We start from the raw sequence: 16,462 nt of genomic DNA, 5'->3' as shown, positions 1-16,462 counted from the left end.
GAAGGCGTGTTTGTGTTGGTGGTAGGGAGGGGGGGTGCGGGGGGGGTGGGGGGGGGGTTTCAGGTTTGTTGGGGAGGTGTTTTCTCCCCACCCCTTCCACACACCTGACACGCAAGGGGAGGAAAGCGCGATGCGAGAACTGTGGCGACGGTGGCGGATGCGACGGCAACGGCGTCGGATGGTGTCCCTGCCACCGCGCGACTGGCCCGGCGGCAACGGCGTGTACCGCGTACCCGGAAACAGCCGCAACCAGCGACCGACCGGGTACCGGCCGATCCGGCCCTGGCAGGTCCGCAGCCAGCACTTCCGCTCGGTCAGCGGCATCACCGGCCGGGGCGGGCTCGACCCGGCCGACGTCGCCGCGTTCCTCGACCGGGTAGCCCACGACCTGGCCATCGTGTACGCCGAGTTGGACCGCACCTGGGAGCAGAACGACCGGATCAAGGACGCGTTGCGCCGCTGGCAGAGTGGCCATGCCCCGACGGCCTCCCCGTCCGGCTACCGGTGACCGAGCGACACACCGGGCCGGGCTCGGCCGGCGACGGAGCACGGCGCGCCCAGTTGGTGCTCACGGTCGCCAACGTCGACACCGGTGCGGTCGTCTCGGCCGGCGTCGCCCACCTCTACGACCCGGAGGCCCCGGACGAGCCGGTTCTCGCCACCTGGCTGCAACTCCCCAGGCAGTGGCGGCCCGACCTGCCGGCCGACCAGCGGTACGCCCTGGAAGCCGAGGCGATCGCTGCCGAGTCGATCGACCCGTGGCGGTTGTGGCTCGGCCGGACAACGGGTCCACCGGACAGCACCCACCCACCGTCGCCGGCGACAGCAATCGCTGTGGCGCTCCGCCTCGGCCTGACGGTCACCGTCGGCGGTCGCCCCACCGGCGTGCTCACCCAGGACACCGTCGAACAGGCGGTCGCCGACTTGCTGAGCTCGCTGCCCGACGCTCTCGGCGATCTGATCCCCGCGGAGCCGGACACCCCCATCCCCGTACCGTTCGAGCGTCGGCTTCCGCGCCACGGCCGGCGGCACTCAGCTGCCGACGTCAACGAGCTGATGTCGATCAGCCGCGACTGGAGCGGAATCCTCGACGTCGATGGACGGTAGGGACAGGTCAGCCGATCAGGTCGGCGGATGACTCTGCGGGCTCACCGAGTAGCCGCCGCGCTGTATGCAGGGCAGCAGTTTCGTCCACCTCAGCACTGGCGGCAGCGCTCGCAACGAAGGCTTCGATCTGATCCAGGTGCGCTGGCTGAAGTCCACGATTCGGCAGCGGAGCGATCAGGAGCGCCCGCCCGCTGGCGGTGAGTTCTTCGTACACGGGGCCACCGGTCGGCGTCTCGGCGTCGTCGGTCCAGATCAGCGGCCGTCCCTGCGCGACGACCTCACGTGCGGCGCCAAGCTTCGCCCCCGCAGCGGTCGACGTGGACATCTCGTGGGTCCAGCTGCGTCCGAGTCGAGGCAGGCCGAAGAGACGTTCCACCTGGTCCGCCTCGACGCACCAGGTGCTGCACCAGCGGATCTCGACCGCGCCGGCCCGGTGCATCGCCCGGATCCGGTCGATGAGCGCCGGTGCCCACCGCAGCCGATACTCCACCGCGCCGACATGTGCGGTGCCGTTGCACGGTGCCGCGCCCCAGCCGGGGCGGGTCACGTTGACGACTCCGTCGACGTCGAGCAGCCAGACAGCTTGTCGCATCGCGTCACCTTCTTGGCGCGTCGCGCGGGTGTGACGGTATCGCCGGCACACGATGTGAGGCTGAGACACCCTAACTTGGCGGCGATAGGTATCTCAGCCTCACATCAGTGCAGAAGCGGGTTGCCGCGTCAGCGGGTCGCCGGGTTGGCGGCGAGCATGGCGCAGAACAGCGCGCCCTGCTCGATCGCGTCGTCCAGGGCGACATGCTCATGGTCGTGCTCGCCGAACCACTCGCGGGGCATGGTCCGCTTCGACGTCGTCCGGTAGCCCGTGCCCAGCAGCGCCATGGCGTACGTCTTTATGTCCAGCGCCGAGTGGGAGAACGGGCTCGATCCGGTGAAGCGGATCAGGTACCAGTAGACGAACATGAAGTCGTACGCCGCCGGGTAACCGATGAACACCGGCCGCCCCGGCAGCTGGGCGAGCCATTCGGTGTAGCGGGCCATCGCCGCCGCTGGCTCCTCCTGGTCTGCCCGGCACGCCGCCCACGCCTCCGGCTGTGTCTCCCACCACGCCATCGTCTGCGGCGCACCGCTGGCACCGGGCAGTGTGACCAGGTTGGCGCTGAACGTGCCGACCAGTTCCTTGCCTGCCGTGTACGCCGCCGAGGCGAAGCTCAACATCGAGTGCGGGCCGGGGATCGGCCCGTCCGCCTCGACGTCCGTGCTGACGTAGATCTCCGCTTGTGCCACCCCCGCACCGTACGCCCAGCTGGTGGCGCGCTGTCGTACGGTGCCGGGTGTTGGCGGTCGGGTCAGCTGACGGTGAAGGTGGCCGAGGCGCGGCCGGCGGCGTCCGGTACGGCTTCCAGGTAGAACAGGCCGTCGCGGTGGCGGACGTACTGGCCGGGGAAGTTGACCGACTCCAGCGACAGTTTGCCGGCGTCGGCCAGCCCGGCTCGCGCCATGAAGGTGGCGTCCTGCCGGAACAGGCTCGACCCGTCGTTGGCCTCCACCCAGATCTGGTGGTTGCGGTGCCGCAGGTAGTAGCCGGGGAAGTTGGTCGACTCCAGCGAGACACCGGCCGAGTTGGCCAGCCCGGGGACGACCCGGAACTGCGAATCGGCCAAATTCGTTACATTCGCCTCAAGGCGGACCCGGTACTCCCAGTGCCGCAGGTAGCGGTCCGGCTGGTCGTGGGCGCTGAGCCGGACCGGGGTGGCACCGTCCGGCACCGGTACGCCAAAGTTCGGTGTGCCGTCGGCGTTCCAGTAGACCTTCTGCACCCGGGTACGCCGGTTGGGGTCACTCAGCGGGTCGTAGCCGTTGCCGAGGTACCGCTCGTAGTTGCGGGAGTGGTAGACGATCACGTCGCTGCCGTCCTCGGCGACGGTGAACGAGTTGTGGCCGGGGCCCCACTGGCCGGTCCGGCTGTTGCTGGCCAGCACCGGATTGGGGCTCTTGGTCCACGATGACGCGTTCAGCAGGTTGCTGCTCGCCGACGCGGTGAGCAGCCCGACGGCGTAGTTGGCGTCGGTGGCGCTGGCCGAGTAGGTCATGAAGACCCGGCCGTTGCGGATGATCACCGCCGGGCCTTCGTTGACCCGGTAGCCGCGGGTCTCCCACGCGTACGTCGGGGTGCTGATCATGACCGGGGTGCCGGTGTACGTCCACGGGTTGACCATCCGCGCCAGGTAGATGTTGGAGTTGCTGCCGGCGTACTCGGCCCAGGCCAGGTAGCGCACTCCGTTGTGGACGAACGTGGTGGCGTCCAGTGAGAAGCCGGGGCGCGAGGGCTGGATCTGGCCGCGTTCGGTCCACGGTCCGTCGAGCGGGTTGGCGGCAGAGGACTCCAGCACGTACGGGCGGATGGCCCAGATGTCCTCGGCCCGGCCGGCGGCGAAGTGGATGTACCACCTGCCGTCGATGAAGTGCAGCTCGGGTGCCCAGATGTGCGCGCCCATCTCGCCGGTCGAGTGCTTGCGCCAGATCACCCGCTCGGTGGCGGCGGCCAGGCCCTGCAGGGTGGTGGCCCGGCGCATGACGATCCGGTCGTACTCGGGGACGGTGGCGACGAAGTAGTAGTACCCGTCGGTGTGCCGGTGCACGTGCGGGTCGGCCCGCTGTTCGACGATCGGGTTGGTGAACTGGACGGCGGGCGGGACCGCCGCCGTGACAGCAGCCGGGGCGGCGGCGACCACGGCGGTGGTGGTGGCCGCAGTCACCAGGGCGGCGGTTGTCGCCGCCAGCCAGTTGACCGTGGATCGCGATCGCCTCATAACCGACACCCTTCGCAGTCATCATCTTCGATACGAACAGTGTTAGCGCTCACACAGCCAGGGTCAAGAGGGTTCGTCATCTATACGAAACAATCCGGCGGGGCAGTCGGAGGAAATCTCCCACCGCCCCGCCGGATACCGTCCGAACTCGCCCCAGCAACGCCCGTCGCTGGAGACTCGGCCGAGGCCGGCCGCTACGGCTACTCGCCGCCGAGATTCACCAGCGCCTGCGCGGTCCGGAAGTACGGGTTCCGCCCGAGGTCGCCGACGGTGACGATGCCGAAGGCATCCTTGAGCAGCTTGGCGTCGCTCTCACTGACGCCCTTCAGCGCGGCGACCGGCGCGGCGACGATCTCGGTCAGGGACTTGTCCTGGTAGGCCTTGTCGACCAGCGTGGTCAGGTCAGCGGTGACCGGCATCCTGTTTGTTCTCCTTACTCGGTGGGGGTATGACCCGGCCCACGGCGGGCCGAGCCGACGAGTCCAGCTGTCTGCAGCACTGACTCGGGGGTACGCGGGCCGGCGGCTACTCCTCGGACTCTTCTTCCTCGGGTTCGTCTTCCTCGTCGTCGCCGCCGATGACGTCGAAGACCTCCTCGGCGACCATGCCGGCGGCGAAACCGGCAACGGCGCCGCCGGCCGCACCGGCGAGTACGCCACCCATCCCCGAGCCGCGGTCCTCGTGTCCACCGTGGTACCCGCCATGGGCGTGACCACCCCCGTAGCCGCCGAGCAGCGCGTGTCGCTGCTCCAGCGACTGCCGCAGCCAGGAGTCGACCAGGCTGATCCAGTCGATGCTCTCGGCGGCCGCGTGCTCGATCCGGTAGTGGCCGTACGCGTCGTGGCCGGGGGTGAACAACCCGGACTTCTTGTCGAACTCCAGGACCACGGTCACTCCGTACGGGTCGGCGACGAACGTCAGCTCAACCTGGCTGACCCCCGGGTACTGCGGTGCCGACGCGTACTCGATCTCCTGGTAGAACGGCATGGTCTGGGGCAGGCCGGCCAGCTGGCCGTGTTCCAGGTCGGCACCGGTGAACGGCAGTCCGAGCGCAGCGAACGCCTCCAGGATCCGCTCCTGCACCGGCAGCGGATAGACGTGCACGTCGTCGAGGTCACCCGGGTCGATGGCACCGCGGACCCAGATCTTGGTACGCAGGCCCATGGTCATGCCGGGCAGCCGCTGACCGTACATGTCGGTGACCGGCGTCTCCCACGGCACGTCGATCTCGAACGGCAGCGACAACTGCTGCCCGGCGGCAAGACGCAGCTCGCCGCAGACCGGAACCCGATGGAACTCGACCGTACCGTCGTACTCCTCGTCGTCGGTCTCCATCTCGACCCGGGTGACCAGCGCGACGGTGATCTGGTCGATCTCCACCTCGTGGTCGCCGCCGGTGATGTCGACCTGGCCGGCCAGGGTCAGGCCGGGGCGGGTGCTGGCGTTGGACAGGACGGTGTCGACAGTCGGTCCACCGACTCCGAAGGCTCGGAGCATCCGTTTGAAGACCACGTGGCTATCTCTCCCTGGCGGTACGCTGGCGCGATCCCCGGACGCGCCGCTCGTTGCCGCACAACATGATCAGATGTGTCTATTTTGGAACCGGGGTTGCCGAAGATGCTAGCTGGGCAGCCTGAGAGGTTGCTGAACAGCAGATATCAGGTACGCAAAGTAATTGTATGAGTACTTCTCGCTACTGTTCTCAGTGAACTCGCAGGTTGGCGCAGCGTCCGCCTGTCTATGCTGATGAGCATGTCCACCACCAGCGACCCTCCCAGTCCCGGCCGCCCCGTCACCGTCGAAGGAGTGACCGGGCGGTGATGGAGTGGGCGCTGCTGGGCGCCGCGGTGCTGCTGGTCGCCGCCAACGCCGTGTTCGTCGCCGCCGAGTTCGCCTTCGTGACGGTCGACCGGGCGACCGTGGAGCGGCAGGCCGCCGCCGGTGACCGCCGCTCGGCGGGCCTGCTGCGCGGCCTGCGGACGCTGTCCACCCAGCTGTCCGGCGCCCAGCTCGGCATCACCGTGACCAGCCTGGTCGTCGGCTTCCTCGCCGAGCCGTCACTGGCCACCCTGCTACGCGGCCCGCTCGGGCTCACCGGCCTGCCGGACGGCGCGACCACCGCACTTGCGCTGACGCTGGCGCTGGTCCTGGCCACCGGTTTCCAGATGACCTTCGGCGAGCTGGTGCCGAAGAACTGGGCAATCGCCGAACCGCTGCGGGTCGGCCGGGCGGTCGCCGGCGCGCAGCGCGGCTTCACCGCCGCCACCGGGCCCCTGATCCGGTTCCTCAATGGTACGGCCAACCGGATCCTGCGGGCCTTCGGCATCGAGCCAACCGAGGAACTGGCGTCCGCCCGTACGCCTCAGGAGCTGGCGTCGCTGGTCAGCCGATCCGGCGAGGAAGGGACCCTGGATGCGGAGACCGCCGAGCTGGTCTCCCGGTCGATCGACTTCGGCGAGCGGACCGCCGCCGACGTGATGACCCCCCGGCCCCGGGTCCGGTTCGTCACCGCCGACGCACCGGTGGCCGAGGTGCTGCGGCTGGCCGCCGCCACCGGACACGCCCGCTTCCCGGTCACCGGCACCGGAGTCGACGAGGTGCTCGGCGCCGTCCATTTCAAGCATGCCCTCGCCGTACCGGCCGGGGAGCGCGACGACCGGCCCGTGCGGTCCGTGATGGTCGAGCTGCCCGAGGTCCCGGAGACCGCCGAGCTGGACCCGCTGCTCGGCACGCTGCGCAGCCGGGGACTGCAGATGGCGGTGGTGGTCGACGAGTACGGCGGCACCGCCGGCATCGTCACCCTGGAGGACCTGGTCGAGGAGATCGTCGGGGAGATCGCCGACGAGCAGGACCGGCCGACCGGCCGGCACCAGCGTGCCGCCGACGGTTCGTGGCAGCTCTCCGGACTGCTGCGGCCCGACGAGGCGGCCCGGCTGACCGGCCTCGACCTGCCGGAGGGCCGGATCTCCGACACCCTCGGTGGGGTGATCATTGAGGGGCTCGGTGGGCTGCCCGGGGTTGTTGACACTTTCGCGGCCGCCGCCGACGCCCGCCAACACCCGGACCCGGACGGGCTGCCCACGTCCGTACCGGTGGAACTGACCGTGACCAGGGTCGACGGCCGCCGCGCCGACCGGCTGCTGCTGCGCCGCGCCGACCCCACCGCGGCCGCCGGGTCTCCTGACGGACGCCGGAACGGCCACTCAGCCGGGCACCCGGAGGAGACCGCGTCATGAGTGACTGGTTGGCGATCCTCATCGGGGTGCTGCTGCTCGCCGGCAACGCGTTCTTCGTCGGTGCCGAGTTCGCACTGATCTCGGCCCGGCGGACGCAGATCGAGCCACGAGCCGCCGACGGGTCCCGGCTGGCCCGGGTCACCCTACGGGCCATGGAGAGCGTGTCACTGATGATGGCCGGTGCCCAGCTCGGCATCACCGTCTGTTCGCTCGGCCTGGGTGCCATCGGCGAGCCGGCCGTGGCGCACCTGATGGAGCCGGCCTTCGCCGCCGCCGGGGTGCCGGACGCGCTGGTGCACCCGATCGCGTTCGCCATCGCCCTGGCAATCGTGGTCTTCCTGCACATGGTGATTGGCGAGATGGTGCCGAAGAACATCGCCCTCGCCGGTCCGGAGCGGTCCGCGATGGTCCTGGGCCCGGTCCTGTACGGCGTCGTCACCGTGCTGCGGCCACTGATCTGGCTGCTCAACCAGCTCGCCAACATCGTCCTGCGCCTGCTGCGGGTGCAGCCGAAGGACGAGGTGACCTCCACCTTCACCCGGGAGGAGGTCTCCGGCTTCATCGCCCAGTCCCGCCGTGAGGGCCTGATCGACGAGCACGAGCACCGGCTGCTGACCGGGGCGCTGGCGTTCAGCGACCAGCCGACCGCCCGGGTGGCGATCCCGCTGGATTCGCTGGTCACGGTCTCCGCCACCAGCACGCCGGTCGAGCTGGAGAAGCGCTGCGCCGACACCGGCTACTCCCGCTTCCCGGTCGTCGACGGCGCCGCACAGGTCACCGGCTACCTGCACGTCAAGGACGTGCTCGGGGCCTCGGCGCAGGACCGGGACCGGGCGGTCGACTCCCGGCTGATCCGGCCACTGGTCACGGTTCGGGCCACCCAGCCGATGCGGGACACCCTGACGGTCATGCAGCAACGGGGCGCCCACCTGGCCCGGGTGGTGGACGCCGACGGCCGGTTGACCGGCCTGGCCGCGTTGGAGGACGTGATCGAGGAGCTGGTCGGTGAGGTCCGCGACGCCGCCCAGGCCGCCAGCCGCTAAACGCCGCACAGGCCGCCAGCCACTAAGCGGGCGGAGCAAGCTGCGGTGGCCCGTCGGTGGGCTGGTCGAGCGACTGGCGGGCGAGCAGCGTCGCGCCGGCCACCGCCGCCGGCATGACCAGTACCGCGCCGAACGGGATCAGGCAGCAGCAGAAGACCGCCACCCCGAAGCCGAGCGCCTTCGGCCGGTTGGTGCGCAGTGCCACCCGCCGGTCCGGCAGCCGCAGCCCACGGCGGTAGAACGCGGAACCGACCAGCTCAAGTGCGAGCCGCCAGCCGCCGAACAGGGCGGCGACCACCGGCACCACGGTCTGCCCGACGACCGGGATGAACCCGCAGAGGAACAGCGGTATCCCGATGACGATGCCAAACGCGATCAGCCGGGCCGAGTCGAGCAGGCTGTGCCACAGCGACCGCCACCACGGTACGTCGACCCCGTTCGGCACCCCGCCATGCTGCTCCTCCACCCGTTCGGAAATCTTCTCGTAGAACGGATCCCCGATGAACAGGGTCACGGCGGTGAAGGTGAGTACACCGATCAGCCCACCGAGGGCCAGCAACGCGACGGCGACCGCACCGCGTACCGCGTCCCGGGTGCCCGCCGACCAGTCGTCGGCGAACGGGGTGAGCCAGCCGGCGACGTCGACCACGACGGCTGTCCAACCGACGAACGCGGCCACGAACAGCACCCCGGCGATCACCGCCGGGATCAGCCCGAGCAGCACCATCTTCGGGTTGCGGGCGTAGGTGCCGAAGCCCCGCAGGTACAGCCGGACACCGTCGAGGAAGGCGCGGATCATCTCAGCCGGCCAGGCGCAGCCGTACCCGGCGGTTGGCCCGACCTTTGCTCTGCCACTCACGCAGGGTCGGGTCGTGCAGGTCGAGTCGGTCGGTACGGCCGTGACTGGTGACACCCACGGGTGGCAGGTTACCGCTGACCAGATGGAATCACCCAGCCAGCTGATTTGACGAGTGTCAAACTTGACCATCGTCGAAACAGCGGGCATCGTATGGTTGATTCGACGATCATCAAGACTGCAAACGCTCGCCAGCACGGAGGGATCCATGATCAACGAAGAGCAACCGGCCGTCGTCATCGGGGCCGGACCGGTCGGCCTGGCCGCCGCCGCCCACCTGCACGAACGCGGCCTGCCCTGGGTCCTGCTGGAGGCTGGTGGCAACGCTGGCGCGGCGGTCGGCAGGTGGGGGCACGTTCAGCTCTTCTCCCCCTGGCGTTACAACATCGACACCGCCGCCCGCCGGCTGCTCGACGCCGCCGGCTGGGCCGCCCCCGATCCCGAGCACCTGCCGACCGGCGCCGAGTTGGTCGGCGACTACCTCGAACCGCTGGCCAAGCTGCCCGACTTGGCCGGTCGGATCCGGTACGGCGCGCGGGTCGTCGCACTGGGCCGCACCGGCATCGACCGGGTCCGCACCGACGGCCGCGAGCAGGCACCGTTCGTGGTCCGGCTCGCCGACGGTACGGAGCTCAGCGCCGGTGCCGTCATCGACGCCTCCGGCACCTGGGGTACGCCGAACGTCCTGGGCGTCAACGGGCTGCCCGCCCACGGCGAGCCGCAGGCAGCCCACTTGATCAGCACCGCTCTGCCGGACGTGCTCGGTGCCCACCGGGCCGACCACACCGGCCGGCACACCGTGGTCGTCGGTGCCGGCCACTCCGCCGCCAACACCCTGCTGGCCCTCGCCGAGCTGGCTGCTCAGGAGCCGGGCACCCAGGTCAGCTGGGTCACCCGGGGCGCGACCATCGACCGGGCGTTGGGCGGCGGCGATGCCGACGCTCTGCCTGGCCGCGGCAAGTTGGGCACCGGACTGCGGTTGCTGCTCGACTCCGGCCGAGTCGAGCTGGTCAGCGGATTCGGCGTGCACACCGTACGCGCCACCGCCAGCGGCCGGGCCGAACTGATCGCAACCGACGGCCGGACGCTGGCCGCCGACCGGATCGTGTCGGCCACCGGGTTCCGCCCCGACCACCGGATCGCCGACGAGCTACGACTGGACCTGGACCCGGCGCTGGGCTGCGCCCGGATGCTGGCCCCGCTGATCGACCCGAACGAGCATTCCTGTGGCACCGTCCCGCCGCACGGGGTGGACGAGCTCACCCAGCCGGAGCCGGGGTACTACGTCGTCGGCATGAAAAGCTACGGCCGGGCACCGACGTTCCTGCTGGCCACCGGCTACGAGCAGGTCCGCTCGGTCACGGCGGCGCTGGCCGGTGACTGGACCGCCGCCCGGGACGTACAGCTGGATCTGCCGGAGACCGGCGTCTGCTCGGTGACGCCCAGCGACCCGTCCACCACGCCATCCGCAGCCTCCGCTTCCGGCGGCTGCTGCGGTTGACCGTCGTCGACCTGATCAGCGACGGGCGCCGTGGCGCCCGTCGCTGATCAGGTCGGCTCGTTGAGAAAGCCGGAGACCCGCTGCCGCAGATCGGTGCGCTGGTTCCAGAGCACACCGGGGCGGTCGTAGACGTGCAGGGCAGCGCCCGGGATGGCGGCGGCCAACCGCTCGGCGGTCTCGGCCGGGTGCAGGTCGTCGCCGACGCAGCCGATCACCAGGACCCGGGCGGTGACCGCGGCGAGCGCCGCCGGGTCGGGCACCGGCACTGCGTCGGCCAGGTCGACCAGTTCGGCTGCGAGGCCGTCGCGCAGCAGCTGGTCGATCCTGGTACGCAGGTACGCCCACGCGGCCGGGGTGTTGCGTACCGGCACCGGGGTCTCCGCCGCGATCAGCTCCGCCACCCCGGAGACGTCGCTGTCGTTGACCGCGGTGACCAGTTCGGCGACCCGCTGGCGGGCCGAGGTCGGCCGGGCCGTGTCGAAGGCCGACGGTAGGAAGAACACCGCCCGGTCGAACCGCTGCGGGCTGTCGATCAGCAACCGGGCCAACGCCCCGGCACCGAGGCTCATCCCGACCGCCCGGCCGGCACCGGTCAGATCGGCCACGGCTCGCAGGTCCCGGGCCAGATCGGGGTAGCCCCACGGGCCGGCCGGCGCGGCGGACCGGCCGTGCCCCCGGAACTGGAAGAACACCTTGCGCCCGACGACTCCGCTGCCCAACGGCCGGGTGGTGGCGATCCCGTGCGCTATACCGTGTGCGAAGACGGTGGTCGGCTCACCGGACCCGGTGACCAGCCGTTCCAGCTCCACGCCGTGCGGCGTGGTGATCACTTCGGTCTCCGGCTCAGGCAGCGCGGGTCGGCCGGTACGGGGACCGGACGGGCCGGGCCCGTAGGTCCGCGGCCCGCCGTCCGGCGGCGGTGGCCAACGGAAATCTCTCACCAGGAGCCTCGGCCGTCGGCGATGTCCCGCAGCCCGACCCGCACGTCGAGCAGGTAGATCAGCCCGGCGGCAATGCCGATCAGGCCGAACAGGCTGACCTGGAACAGCAGGGTGAGCAGCAGGCAGACGCCGAGGATGGCCAGCCACGCGCCTTTCGGCAGGGTGCCGATCGCCGGGAACGCCTCGCCTTTCTGGGTGACGCAGTGCACCAGCGCGACCGCCTGCACGACGAGGGCGAACACGAACAGCGCCAGGTCGAGGATGTACCGGACGTCGGCATAGAACAGCGGCGCGGCAGAGTCCATGCCCAAAGCTTATGCCGCGGGCCCCGGACGGGTGCCACCTGCATCCGGGGCCCGCGGATCACCCGGACCCGCCGGAACTACTCGGCCTTGGCCTGGGTGGGCTTGGCCGGCTCGGTCGAGTCGGCTTCCGGTGCCGCGGTGACCTGGGCTGGAGCCTCGGTGGTCGCCATGTCGGCATTGACGGTGTCGGCGGCCCGGACCACCCCGGTGCCGACGACCCGCTCGCCGTGCGCCACCAGCGTGCCGTAGATCGCCACGGCCCGCTGCCCGGCCGACTGGGCACCGGCGAGCACCGCGTCGCGGTTGCGCACCGCGATCGCCCGCAGGCGCTCCAGGTCGGCACCGGTGTTGGCCCGCTCACGCAGCTCGGCCGTGCCCTGGGCGGCCTTCTCCCGCAGGCCGACGGTGCCGAGGGTGGCCTTGCCGGTCAGCTGGGTGACGGCCACCGGTAGCTTGCGCAGCTGCTGGTAGGCCAGGTCACCGGCGCCGGCGACGGCGTACAGAGGTGCTGGGATCCGCTTGGTCTTCGGCTGGCTCATCGTTGCTCCTCCTCGGCCGCTGCGGCGGCCTGCTCGGTTTCCCCGGCCCGGGGCGTACGACGCCGGGGGGTGGTCTTCTGCCGGGAAGTGGTCCTGGTCGGCGCGGTCGGCGGCGGGTCCTCGCCCGCCGGGCCAGGTGCGGCCCCGGCCTCGGTGACGGCGACCGACTGCAGGGTCTGCTCCTCAACTTCTTCGGCGGCTTCGGCGGCGGTAGCTGTGTCCGCGTCGGTGTCCGGTCCGGCGTGCCGGGCGTTCTCCCGGCGGAACGTCTCGTAGATCTGGCTCAGCGACTGCTTCTGCGCCATGGTGAGGTCGGGGTCCGAAGCGATCGCGGCAAGCACGCCCTGGCCGTCCTTGTCGTCGAGCAGCCCGGCCCGCAGGTACATCACCGGCGTGGAGACCCGCAGCGCGCTGGCCAACTGCTGGAGCACCTCCGCGCTCGGTTTGCGCAGGCCGCGCTCCACCTGACTGAGGTACGGGTTGCTGACGCCGGCCTGCTCGGCGAGCTGCCGCAGCGAGATGCGGGCGTTGTGCCGCAGGTCCCGGATGAAGCCCCCGATGTCGCGGGGCAGGTCCTTCGGTGTGGCCATGTCTCGACGGTAGCCCCGATCTGCTTGCAACTGCTAGCGAAACGCTAACGAAAGTTAGCGGAGTCACCCGGAAGAACCGTCGCAGGAGCAGCCGAGAAAGTCGTTGGCGGCCACCCGCCCCGTGTCGCTAGGCTGCCCGCCGATGACGACGATCCGGGTAAGCAACGCAACGATCAGCTACGACGACGTCGGCACCGGGCCACCCGTACTGCTGATCCACGCCGGCATCGCCGACCGCCGGATGTGGCGGGCGCAGGTCGCCGCGCTTCGTGACCGGCACCGGGTGATCGCCATGGATCTGCGCGGGTACGGCGAGTCCGACCTGCCGGCCACCGCGTTCGCCCACCACGACGACGTGATCGGCCTGTTGGACGCGCTCGGAGTCGCCCGCGCCGCGCTGGTCGGCTGTTCGTTCGGCGGCGCGGTCGCCATCGACGTCGCCATCGCCCACCCCGACCAGGTCACCGCCCTCGCCCTGTTCGGGTCCGCCCTGGGCGGCCACGACTGGTCCGACGCCACCGAACAGCTCTGGGACGACCTGGTCGGCGCGGTGGACCCGGAGGATCTGGACGCGATGGCCGACGCCGAGGTGCGGTTCTGGGTCGTCGGCCCGCACCGGCAGCCCGCCGACGTCGACCCGGAGCTGATCGCCTTCGCCCGCGAAATGGACCGTCGGGCGCTCGCCGCCGAAGCCGCGCTCGGCGACGTCACCCACCGCGAACTCGATCCACCGGCGGCCCGCCGGCTCGGTGAGATCGGCGTGCCGGTGCTGGTCGGCGCCGGTGCGCTCGACGTGCCGGACATCCTTGCCCTGGCCGACCTGATCAGCACCGGCATCCCGACCGCCCAGCGGCTGCCGGACGTGCCCGACGCGGCCCACCTGCTGCCGCTGGAGTGCCCCGGGCCGGTCGACGCCGCGCTGCGCGAGTTCCTCGCCGACACCGTGCGATAGCCGATCACCGTACGATAGCCAACTCGTCCGCCGGCCAGTCTCGTCAGGAGGGCCGGCACAGGGCGCGCAGCGTGCCGACCGGCTGGCCGCCACCGAGCACCGGCGGCTCACCGAGTTCGGCCAGAGCCGTCGGATCCAGGCCTTCGGCGTCGGCGCCAGTGCCGACGCCGAGCCGACGCAGCGCGGCGACCACCGGCGGCACCGTCGCCCGCTGCGCGCCGTCGTCGATCTTCACCGCGATCGCCCCGACGCCGGGCACCGCCACCGCCAGCACACCCTCCGCACCGACCTTGGCCAGCAGCCCGGGCACGGCCCGCATCAGTCGGGTGTCGGCCCGTCCGGTGCCGGCCACCAGCTCCGGGTACGCCCGCATCGCGTCCGCCACGGTCCGCTCCACCGACCCGGCGAGGCCGTGCACCAGCCGCAGGAACGCCCGCGCCACCGCGGTCAGCGACAGCGCCAGCACCGGCGCGCCGCAGCCGTCCACCCCGACGGCGGCGGCCGGCTCACCGGCGTACTCCTCGACGGCGGCCCGGATCCGTTCCTGCAACGGATGCTCCGGATGCCAGTACTCCTCCACCGGCCAACCGGCCGCCCGGCAGGTCAGCAGCATCCCGGCGTGCTTGCCGGAGCAGTTCATCTGCAGCCGACTCGGCCCGCCACCGGCTCGCAGCACGTCGGCTGCGGCGGCCGCGCCGACCGGCAGCTCCGGCGGGCAGCGCAGCGCCGCCTCGGTGAGCCCGGCGGTACGCAGCAGCGCGGCCACCCGGGCCAGGTGGAAGTCTTCGCCACTGTGGCTGGCACAGACCAGCGCCAGGTCGGCTGGATCGGCCAGCCGCAGCCCTGCCCACAGCATGCCGATCGCCTGCAACGGCTTGTTCGCCGACCGGGGGAACACCGGCGACTCCACGTCGCCGAACCGCTCCCGCAGTCCGCCGTCAGCGGCCAGCACCACCAGTGAGCCGTGATGCCGGCTCTCCACGAAACCGGAGCGGGCCATCTCGACCAGCGGCACCCCGCCGGCGTACCTGGTCAACTCTGCGACATCCCGGCTCAGGGCTCGATCGCGGCGGTGAACTCACCGGCACGCAGATCGGCGTCGTCCGGCACGTTGCGTTTCACCACCGCCAGAGCGACCATGCCGAGCTCGTGGTGGCGCAGCGCGGTGCCGACGAAGCCGACCGTCCGGCCCTCCAGGGTCAGCGGGGTGCCGGCGTCCGGCGGGGTATCGCTGGTCACCCCGTCGAGGTGCAGCAGCACCAGCCGGCGCGGTGGCCGGCCCAGGTTGTGCACCCGGGCCACCGTCTCCTGCCCCCGGTAGCAGCCCTTGTCGAGGTGGACCGCCGGTCCGAGCAGGCCGACCTCCGCGGGGATCGCCCGGTGGTCGGTCTCCAGACCGACCCGGGGGGTACGCGAGGCGACCCGCATTGCCTCGTACGCCCACAGCCCGGCCGGGGCTGCACCGGCCGCACTCGCCTCGGCCACCAGTTGTGCCGTCGCGGCCCGGGGTACCAGCAGGTCGACGCCGAGTGGCACCCGGCGGGCCCAGCCACCCCGGTACGGCCCGTCGGTCGGCAGCGCGGCCACCGGGTAGAGCACGGTGGGCCGGTCGGGGATCGACCCGGCGGCGAACTTCGACGCGGGCACCGGCAGCAGGTCCGGGTCGGCCAGCCCGGTCACGCCCAGCGCCGCCGCCGCGTCGACCGCGGCCGGGCCGACCAGCGACAGCACCGCCCAGTCGGCGGTCACCTCCGCTGGGTCGACCTGGGTGAAGAACCGCATTTTCAGCAGGTACGTCAGCAGCTCGCCGGCCATCTGCGGCTCGGTGTCCAGCCAGGTGGTGGTGCCGTCCTCGGCGACCATCGCGTGCTGCTCCACGTGGCCGTGTGGGGAGAGCACCAGCAGCTCGGTGCCCTGACCGGCGCGCAGCGTCGCCAGATGCTGGGTGGTCAGGGTGTGCAGCCAGCCGATCCGTTCGGCCCCGGGCACCGCCAGCACTCCCCGGTTGCTCCGGTCGACCAGGCCGACCTCGGTGGCGAGCCGGCGCTGCTCGCGCATCGGGTCGCCGTAGTGGGCGGCGACCCCGGCGTCGGGGGATCCGGTGGCCACGTCGGCGATGTCCACCGCGCCGGGTATGTCGATCACTGTCTTCCTCCGCACCGCTCGCAGGTGCCGAACAACGCCATGTGGCCGATGTCCACCTGGAAGCCGCGCTGTTCGGCGAGCGCGGTGATCAGCGGCTCGGCCAGCGCCGGGTCCATCTCCGAGACCGACTTGCAGGACCGGCAGACCAGGTGGACGTGCTGGTCCTCGCCGACGGAGTGGAACGTCGGCGAACCGTGCGACAGGTGGGTGTGGGTGACCAGGCCCAGCTCTTCGAACAGCTCCAGAGTGCGGTAGATGGTGGTGATGTTGACCCCGGCGGCGACCTCGCGCACCGCGTTGAGCACCTGCTCCGGGGTGGCGTGTCCCAACTCGTGCACCGCTTCCAGGATCAGCTGACGCTGCGCGGTCAGCCGTAGCCCGCGCGAGCGCAGCATTTCTGCCAGGGAAGATTCAGCCACCGTCGCCATCCTATCGCC

The 16,462-nt window shown here is 71.2% G+C and carries 19 protein-coding genes; 6 read left to right on the top strand and 13 right to left on the bottom strand.

The genetic code is table 11. The features are described from left to right. Positions 1-130 precede the first annotated feature (130 nt). Both ACXAHD_RS18660 and ACXAHD_RS18655 read left to right on the top strand, forming a co-directional pair. Positions 131-508 carry a DivIVA domain-containing protein gene (locus ACXAHD_RS18660; RefSeq protein ID WP_281553021.1) on the top strand — a complete coding sequence of 126 codons (378 nt, stop codon included), beginning with the start codon at positions 131-133 and terminating at the stop codon, positions 506-508. Further along, positions 505-1,107, top strand: coding sequence for a hypothetical protein (locus ACXAHD_RS18655; RefSeq protein ID WP_281553020.1), 603 nt, complete (start codon positions 505-507; stop codon positions 1,105-1,107). Before ACXAHD_RS18660 ends, ACXAHD_RS18655 begins: the two co-directional genes overlap by 4 nt. Positions 1,108-1,114: 7 nt before the next feature. Here ACXAHD_RS18655 and ACXAHD_RS18650 read toward each other — a convergent pair whose 3' ends face one another. From ACXAHD_RS18650 to ACXAHD_RS18630, 5 genes are all read right to left on the bottom strand, one after another. Next, entirely contained in the window at positions 1,115-1,699 is a 585-nt protein-coding gene (locus ACXAHD_RS18650; protein ID WP_281553019.1) for an HAD domain-containing protein, read from the bottom strand. Positions 1,700-1,827: 128 nt separating this feature from the next. Beyond that, the gene (locus tag ACXAHD_RS18645; protein WP_281553018.1) at positions 1,828-2,391 is read right to left on the bottom strand and encodes a 3'-5' exonuclease family protein; all 564 of its coding nucleotides are present in this window, start codon (positions 2,389-2,391) and stop codon (positions 1,828-1,830) included. A 62-nt stretch (positions 2,392-2,453) separates the two neighbouring features. Beyond that, complete coding sequence (locus tag ACXAHD_RS18640; protein ID WP_281553017.1) at positions 2,454-3,917, bottom strand: family 43 glycosylhydrolase; 1,464 nt, start codon at positions 3,915-3,917, stop codon at positions 2,454-2,456. Between the two features lie 200 nt (positions 3,918-4,117). After that, the gene (locus ACXAHD_RS18635) at positions 4,118-4,336 is read right to left on the bottom strand and encodes a hypothetical protein (protein ID WP_278119086.1); all 219 of its coding nucleotides are present in this window, start codon (positions 4,334-4,336) and stop codon (positions 4,118-4,120) included. Positions 4,337-4,442: 106 nt separating this feature from the next. Next, positions 4,443-5,429 (bottom strand): sporulation protein, encoded by a 987-nt coding sequence (locus tag ACXAHD_RS18630; protein WP_475051999.1) that lies wholly within the window; start codon positions 5,427-5,429, stop codon positions 4,443-4,445. Between the two features lie 308 nt (positions 5,430-5,737). On the opposite strand from ACXAHD_RS18630, the gene ACXAHD_RS18625 reads away from it, so the two are divergent. Both ACXAHD_RS18625 and ACXAHD_RS18620 read left to right on the top strand, forming a co-directional pair. Continuing rightward, positions 5,738-7,153: a hemolysin family protein gene (locus ACXAHD_RS18625; RefSeq protein WP_475052013.1), complete on the top strand. Its 1,416-nt coding sequence runs from the start codon at positions 5,738-5,740 to the stop codon at positions 7,151-7,153. Beyond that, on the top strand, positions 7,150-8,196 hold the full coding sequence (locus ACXAHD_RS18620; RefSeq protein ID WP_281553015.1) for a hemolysin family protein: 1,047 nt from the start codon (positions 7,150-7,152) through the stop codon (positions 8,194-8,196). Before ACXAHD_RS18625 ends, ACXAHD_RS18620 begins: the two co-directional genes overlap by 4 nt. Before the next feature lie 22 nt (positions 8,197-8,218). Here the strand turns inward: ACXAHD_RS18620 and ACXAHD_RS18615 are convergent, their stop codons facing one another. Then, on the bottom strand, positions 8,219-8,995 hold the full coding sequence (locus ACXAHD_RS18615) for an EI24 domain-containing protein (protein ID WP_475051996.1): 777 nt from the start codon (positions 8,993-8,995) through the stop codon (positions 8,219-8,221). Between the two features lie 265 nt (positions 8,996-9,260). Between ACXAHD_RS18615 and ACXAHD_RS18610 the strand changes: the two genes are divergently transcribed. Continuing rightward, positions 9,261-10,553, top strand: a complete 1,293-nt coding sequence (locus ACXAHD_RS18610) for an NAD(P)-binding domain-containing protein (RefSeq protein ID WP_475051993.1) — start codon at positions 9,261-9,263, stop codon at positions 10,551-10,553. Positions 10,554-10,600: 47 nt separating this feature from the next. On the opposite strand, the gene ACXAHD_RS18605 is transcribed toward ACXAHD_RS18610, so the two are convergent. The 4 genes from ACXAHD_RS18605 to ACXAHD_RS18590 all read right to left on the bottom strand — a co-directional run bounded on the left by ACXAHD_RS18605 (position 10,601) and on the right by ACXAHD_RS18590 (position 12,928). Continuing rightward, positions 10,601-11,494: an alpha/beta fold hydrolase gene (locus ACXAHD_RS18605; RefSeq protein ID WP_475051991.1), complete on the bottom strand. Its 894-nt coding sequence runs from the start codon at positions 11,492-11,494 to the stop codon at positions 10,601-10,603. Further along, entirely contained in the window at positions 11,491-11,799 is a 309-nt protein-coding gene (locus ACXAHD_RS18600; protein ID WP_123605844.1) for a DUF2516 family protein, read from the bottom strand. The genes ACXAHD_RS18605 and ACXAHD_RS18600 overlap by 4 nt, the downstream gene beginning before the upstream one ends. Before the next feature lie 77 nt (positions 11,800-11,876). Then, positions 11,877-12,338 (bottom strand): hypothetical protein, encoded by a 462-nt coding sequence (locus ACXAHD_RS18595; RefSeq protein WP_281553010.1) that lies wholly within the window; start codon positions 12,336-12,338, stop codon positions 11,877-11,879. Next, positions 12,335-12,928: a helix-turn-helix domain-containing protein gene (locus tag ACXAHD_RS18590; RefSeq protein WP_281553009.1), complete on the bottom strand. Its 594-nt coding sequence runs from the start codon at positions 12,926-12,928 to the stop codon at positions 12,335-12,337. Before ACXAHD_RS18590 ends, ACXAHD_RS18595 begins: the two co-directional genes overlap by 4 nt. Before the next feature lie 142 nt (positions 12,929-13,070). On the opposite strand from ACXAHD_RS18590, the gene ACXAHD_RS18585 reads away from it, so the two are divergent. Beyond that, the gene (locus ACXAHD_RS18585) at positions 13,071-13,880 is read left to right on the top strand and encodes an alpha/beta fold hydrolase (RefSeq protein ID WP_475051987.1); all 810 of its coding nucleotides are present in this window, start codon (positions 13,071-13,073) and stop codon (positions 13,878-13,880) included. A gap of 43 nt (positions 13,881-13,923) precedes the next feature. Here the strand turns inward: ACXAHD_RS18585 and ACXAHD_RS18580 are convergent, their stop codons facing one another. From ACXAHD_RS18580 to ACXAHD_RS18570, 3 genes are read right to left on the bottom strand one after another with little or no spacing between them, the layout of a single operon-like run. Beyond that, positions 13,924-14,880, bottom strand: a complete 957-nt coding sequence (locus ACXAHD_RS18580; RefSeq protein WP_281555400.1) for an asparaginase — start codon at positions 14,878-14,880, stop codon at positions 13,924-13,926. A gap of 53 nt (positions 14,881-14,933) precedes the next feature. Further along, a complete protein-coding gene (gene ygfZ, locus ACXAHD_RS18575) occupies positions 14,934-16,025 on the bottom strand; it encodes a CAF17-like 4Fe-4S cluster assembly/insertion protein YgfZ (RefSeq protein WP_475051985.1) in 1,092 nt (363 codons plus the stop codon). Continuing rightward, positions 16,022-16,444: a Fur family transcriptional regulator gene (locus ACXAHD_RS18570; protein WP_281553007.1), complete on the bottom strand. Its 423-nt coding sequence runs from the start codon at positions 16,442-16,444 to the stop codon at positions 16,022-16,024. The genes ygfZ and ACXAHD_RS18570 overlap by 4 nt, the downstream gene beginning before the upstream one ends. Positions 16,445-16,462: the final 18 nt, after the last annotated feature.

Source organism: Micromonospora sp. ABR4_055, assembly GCF_056160425.1.
This window is presented reverse-complemented; position numbering and strand designations above follow the sequence as displayed.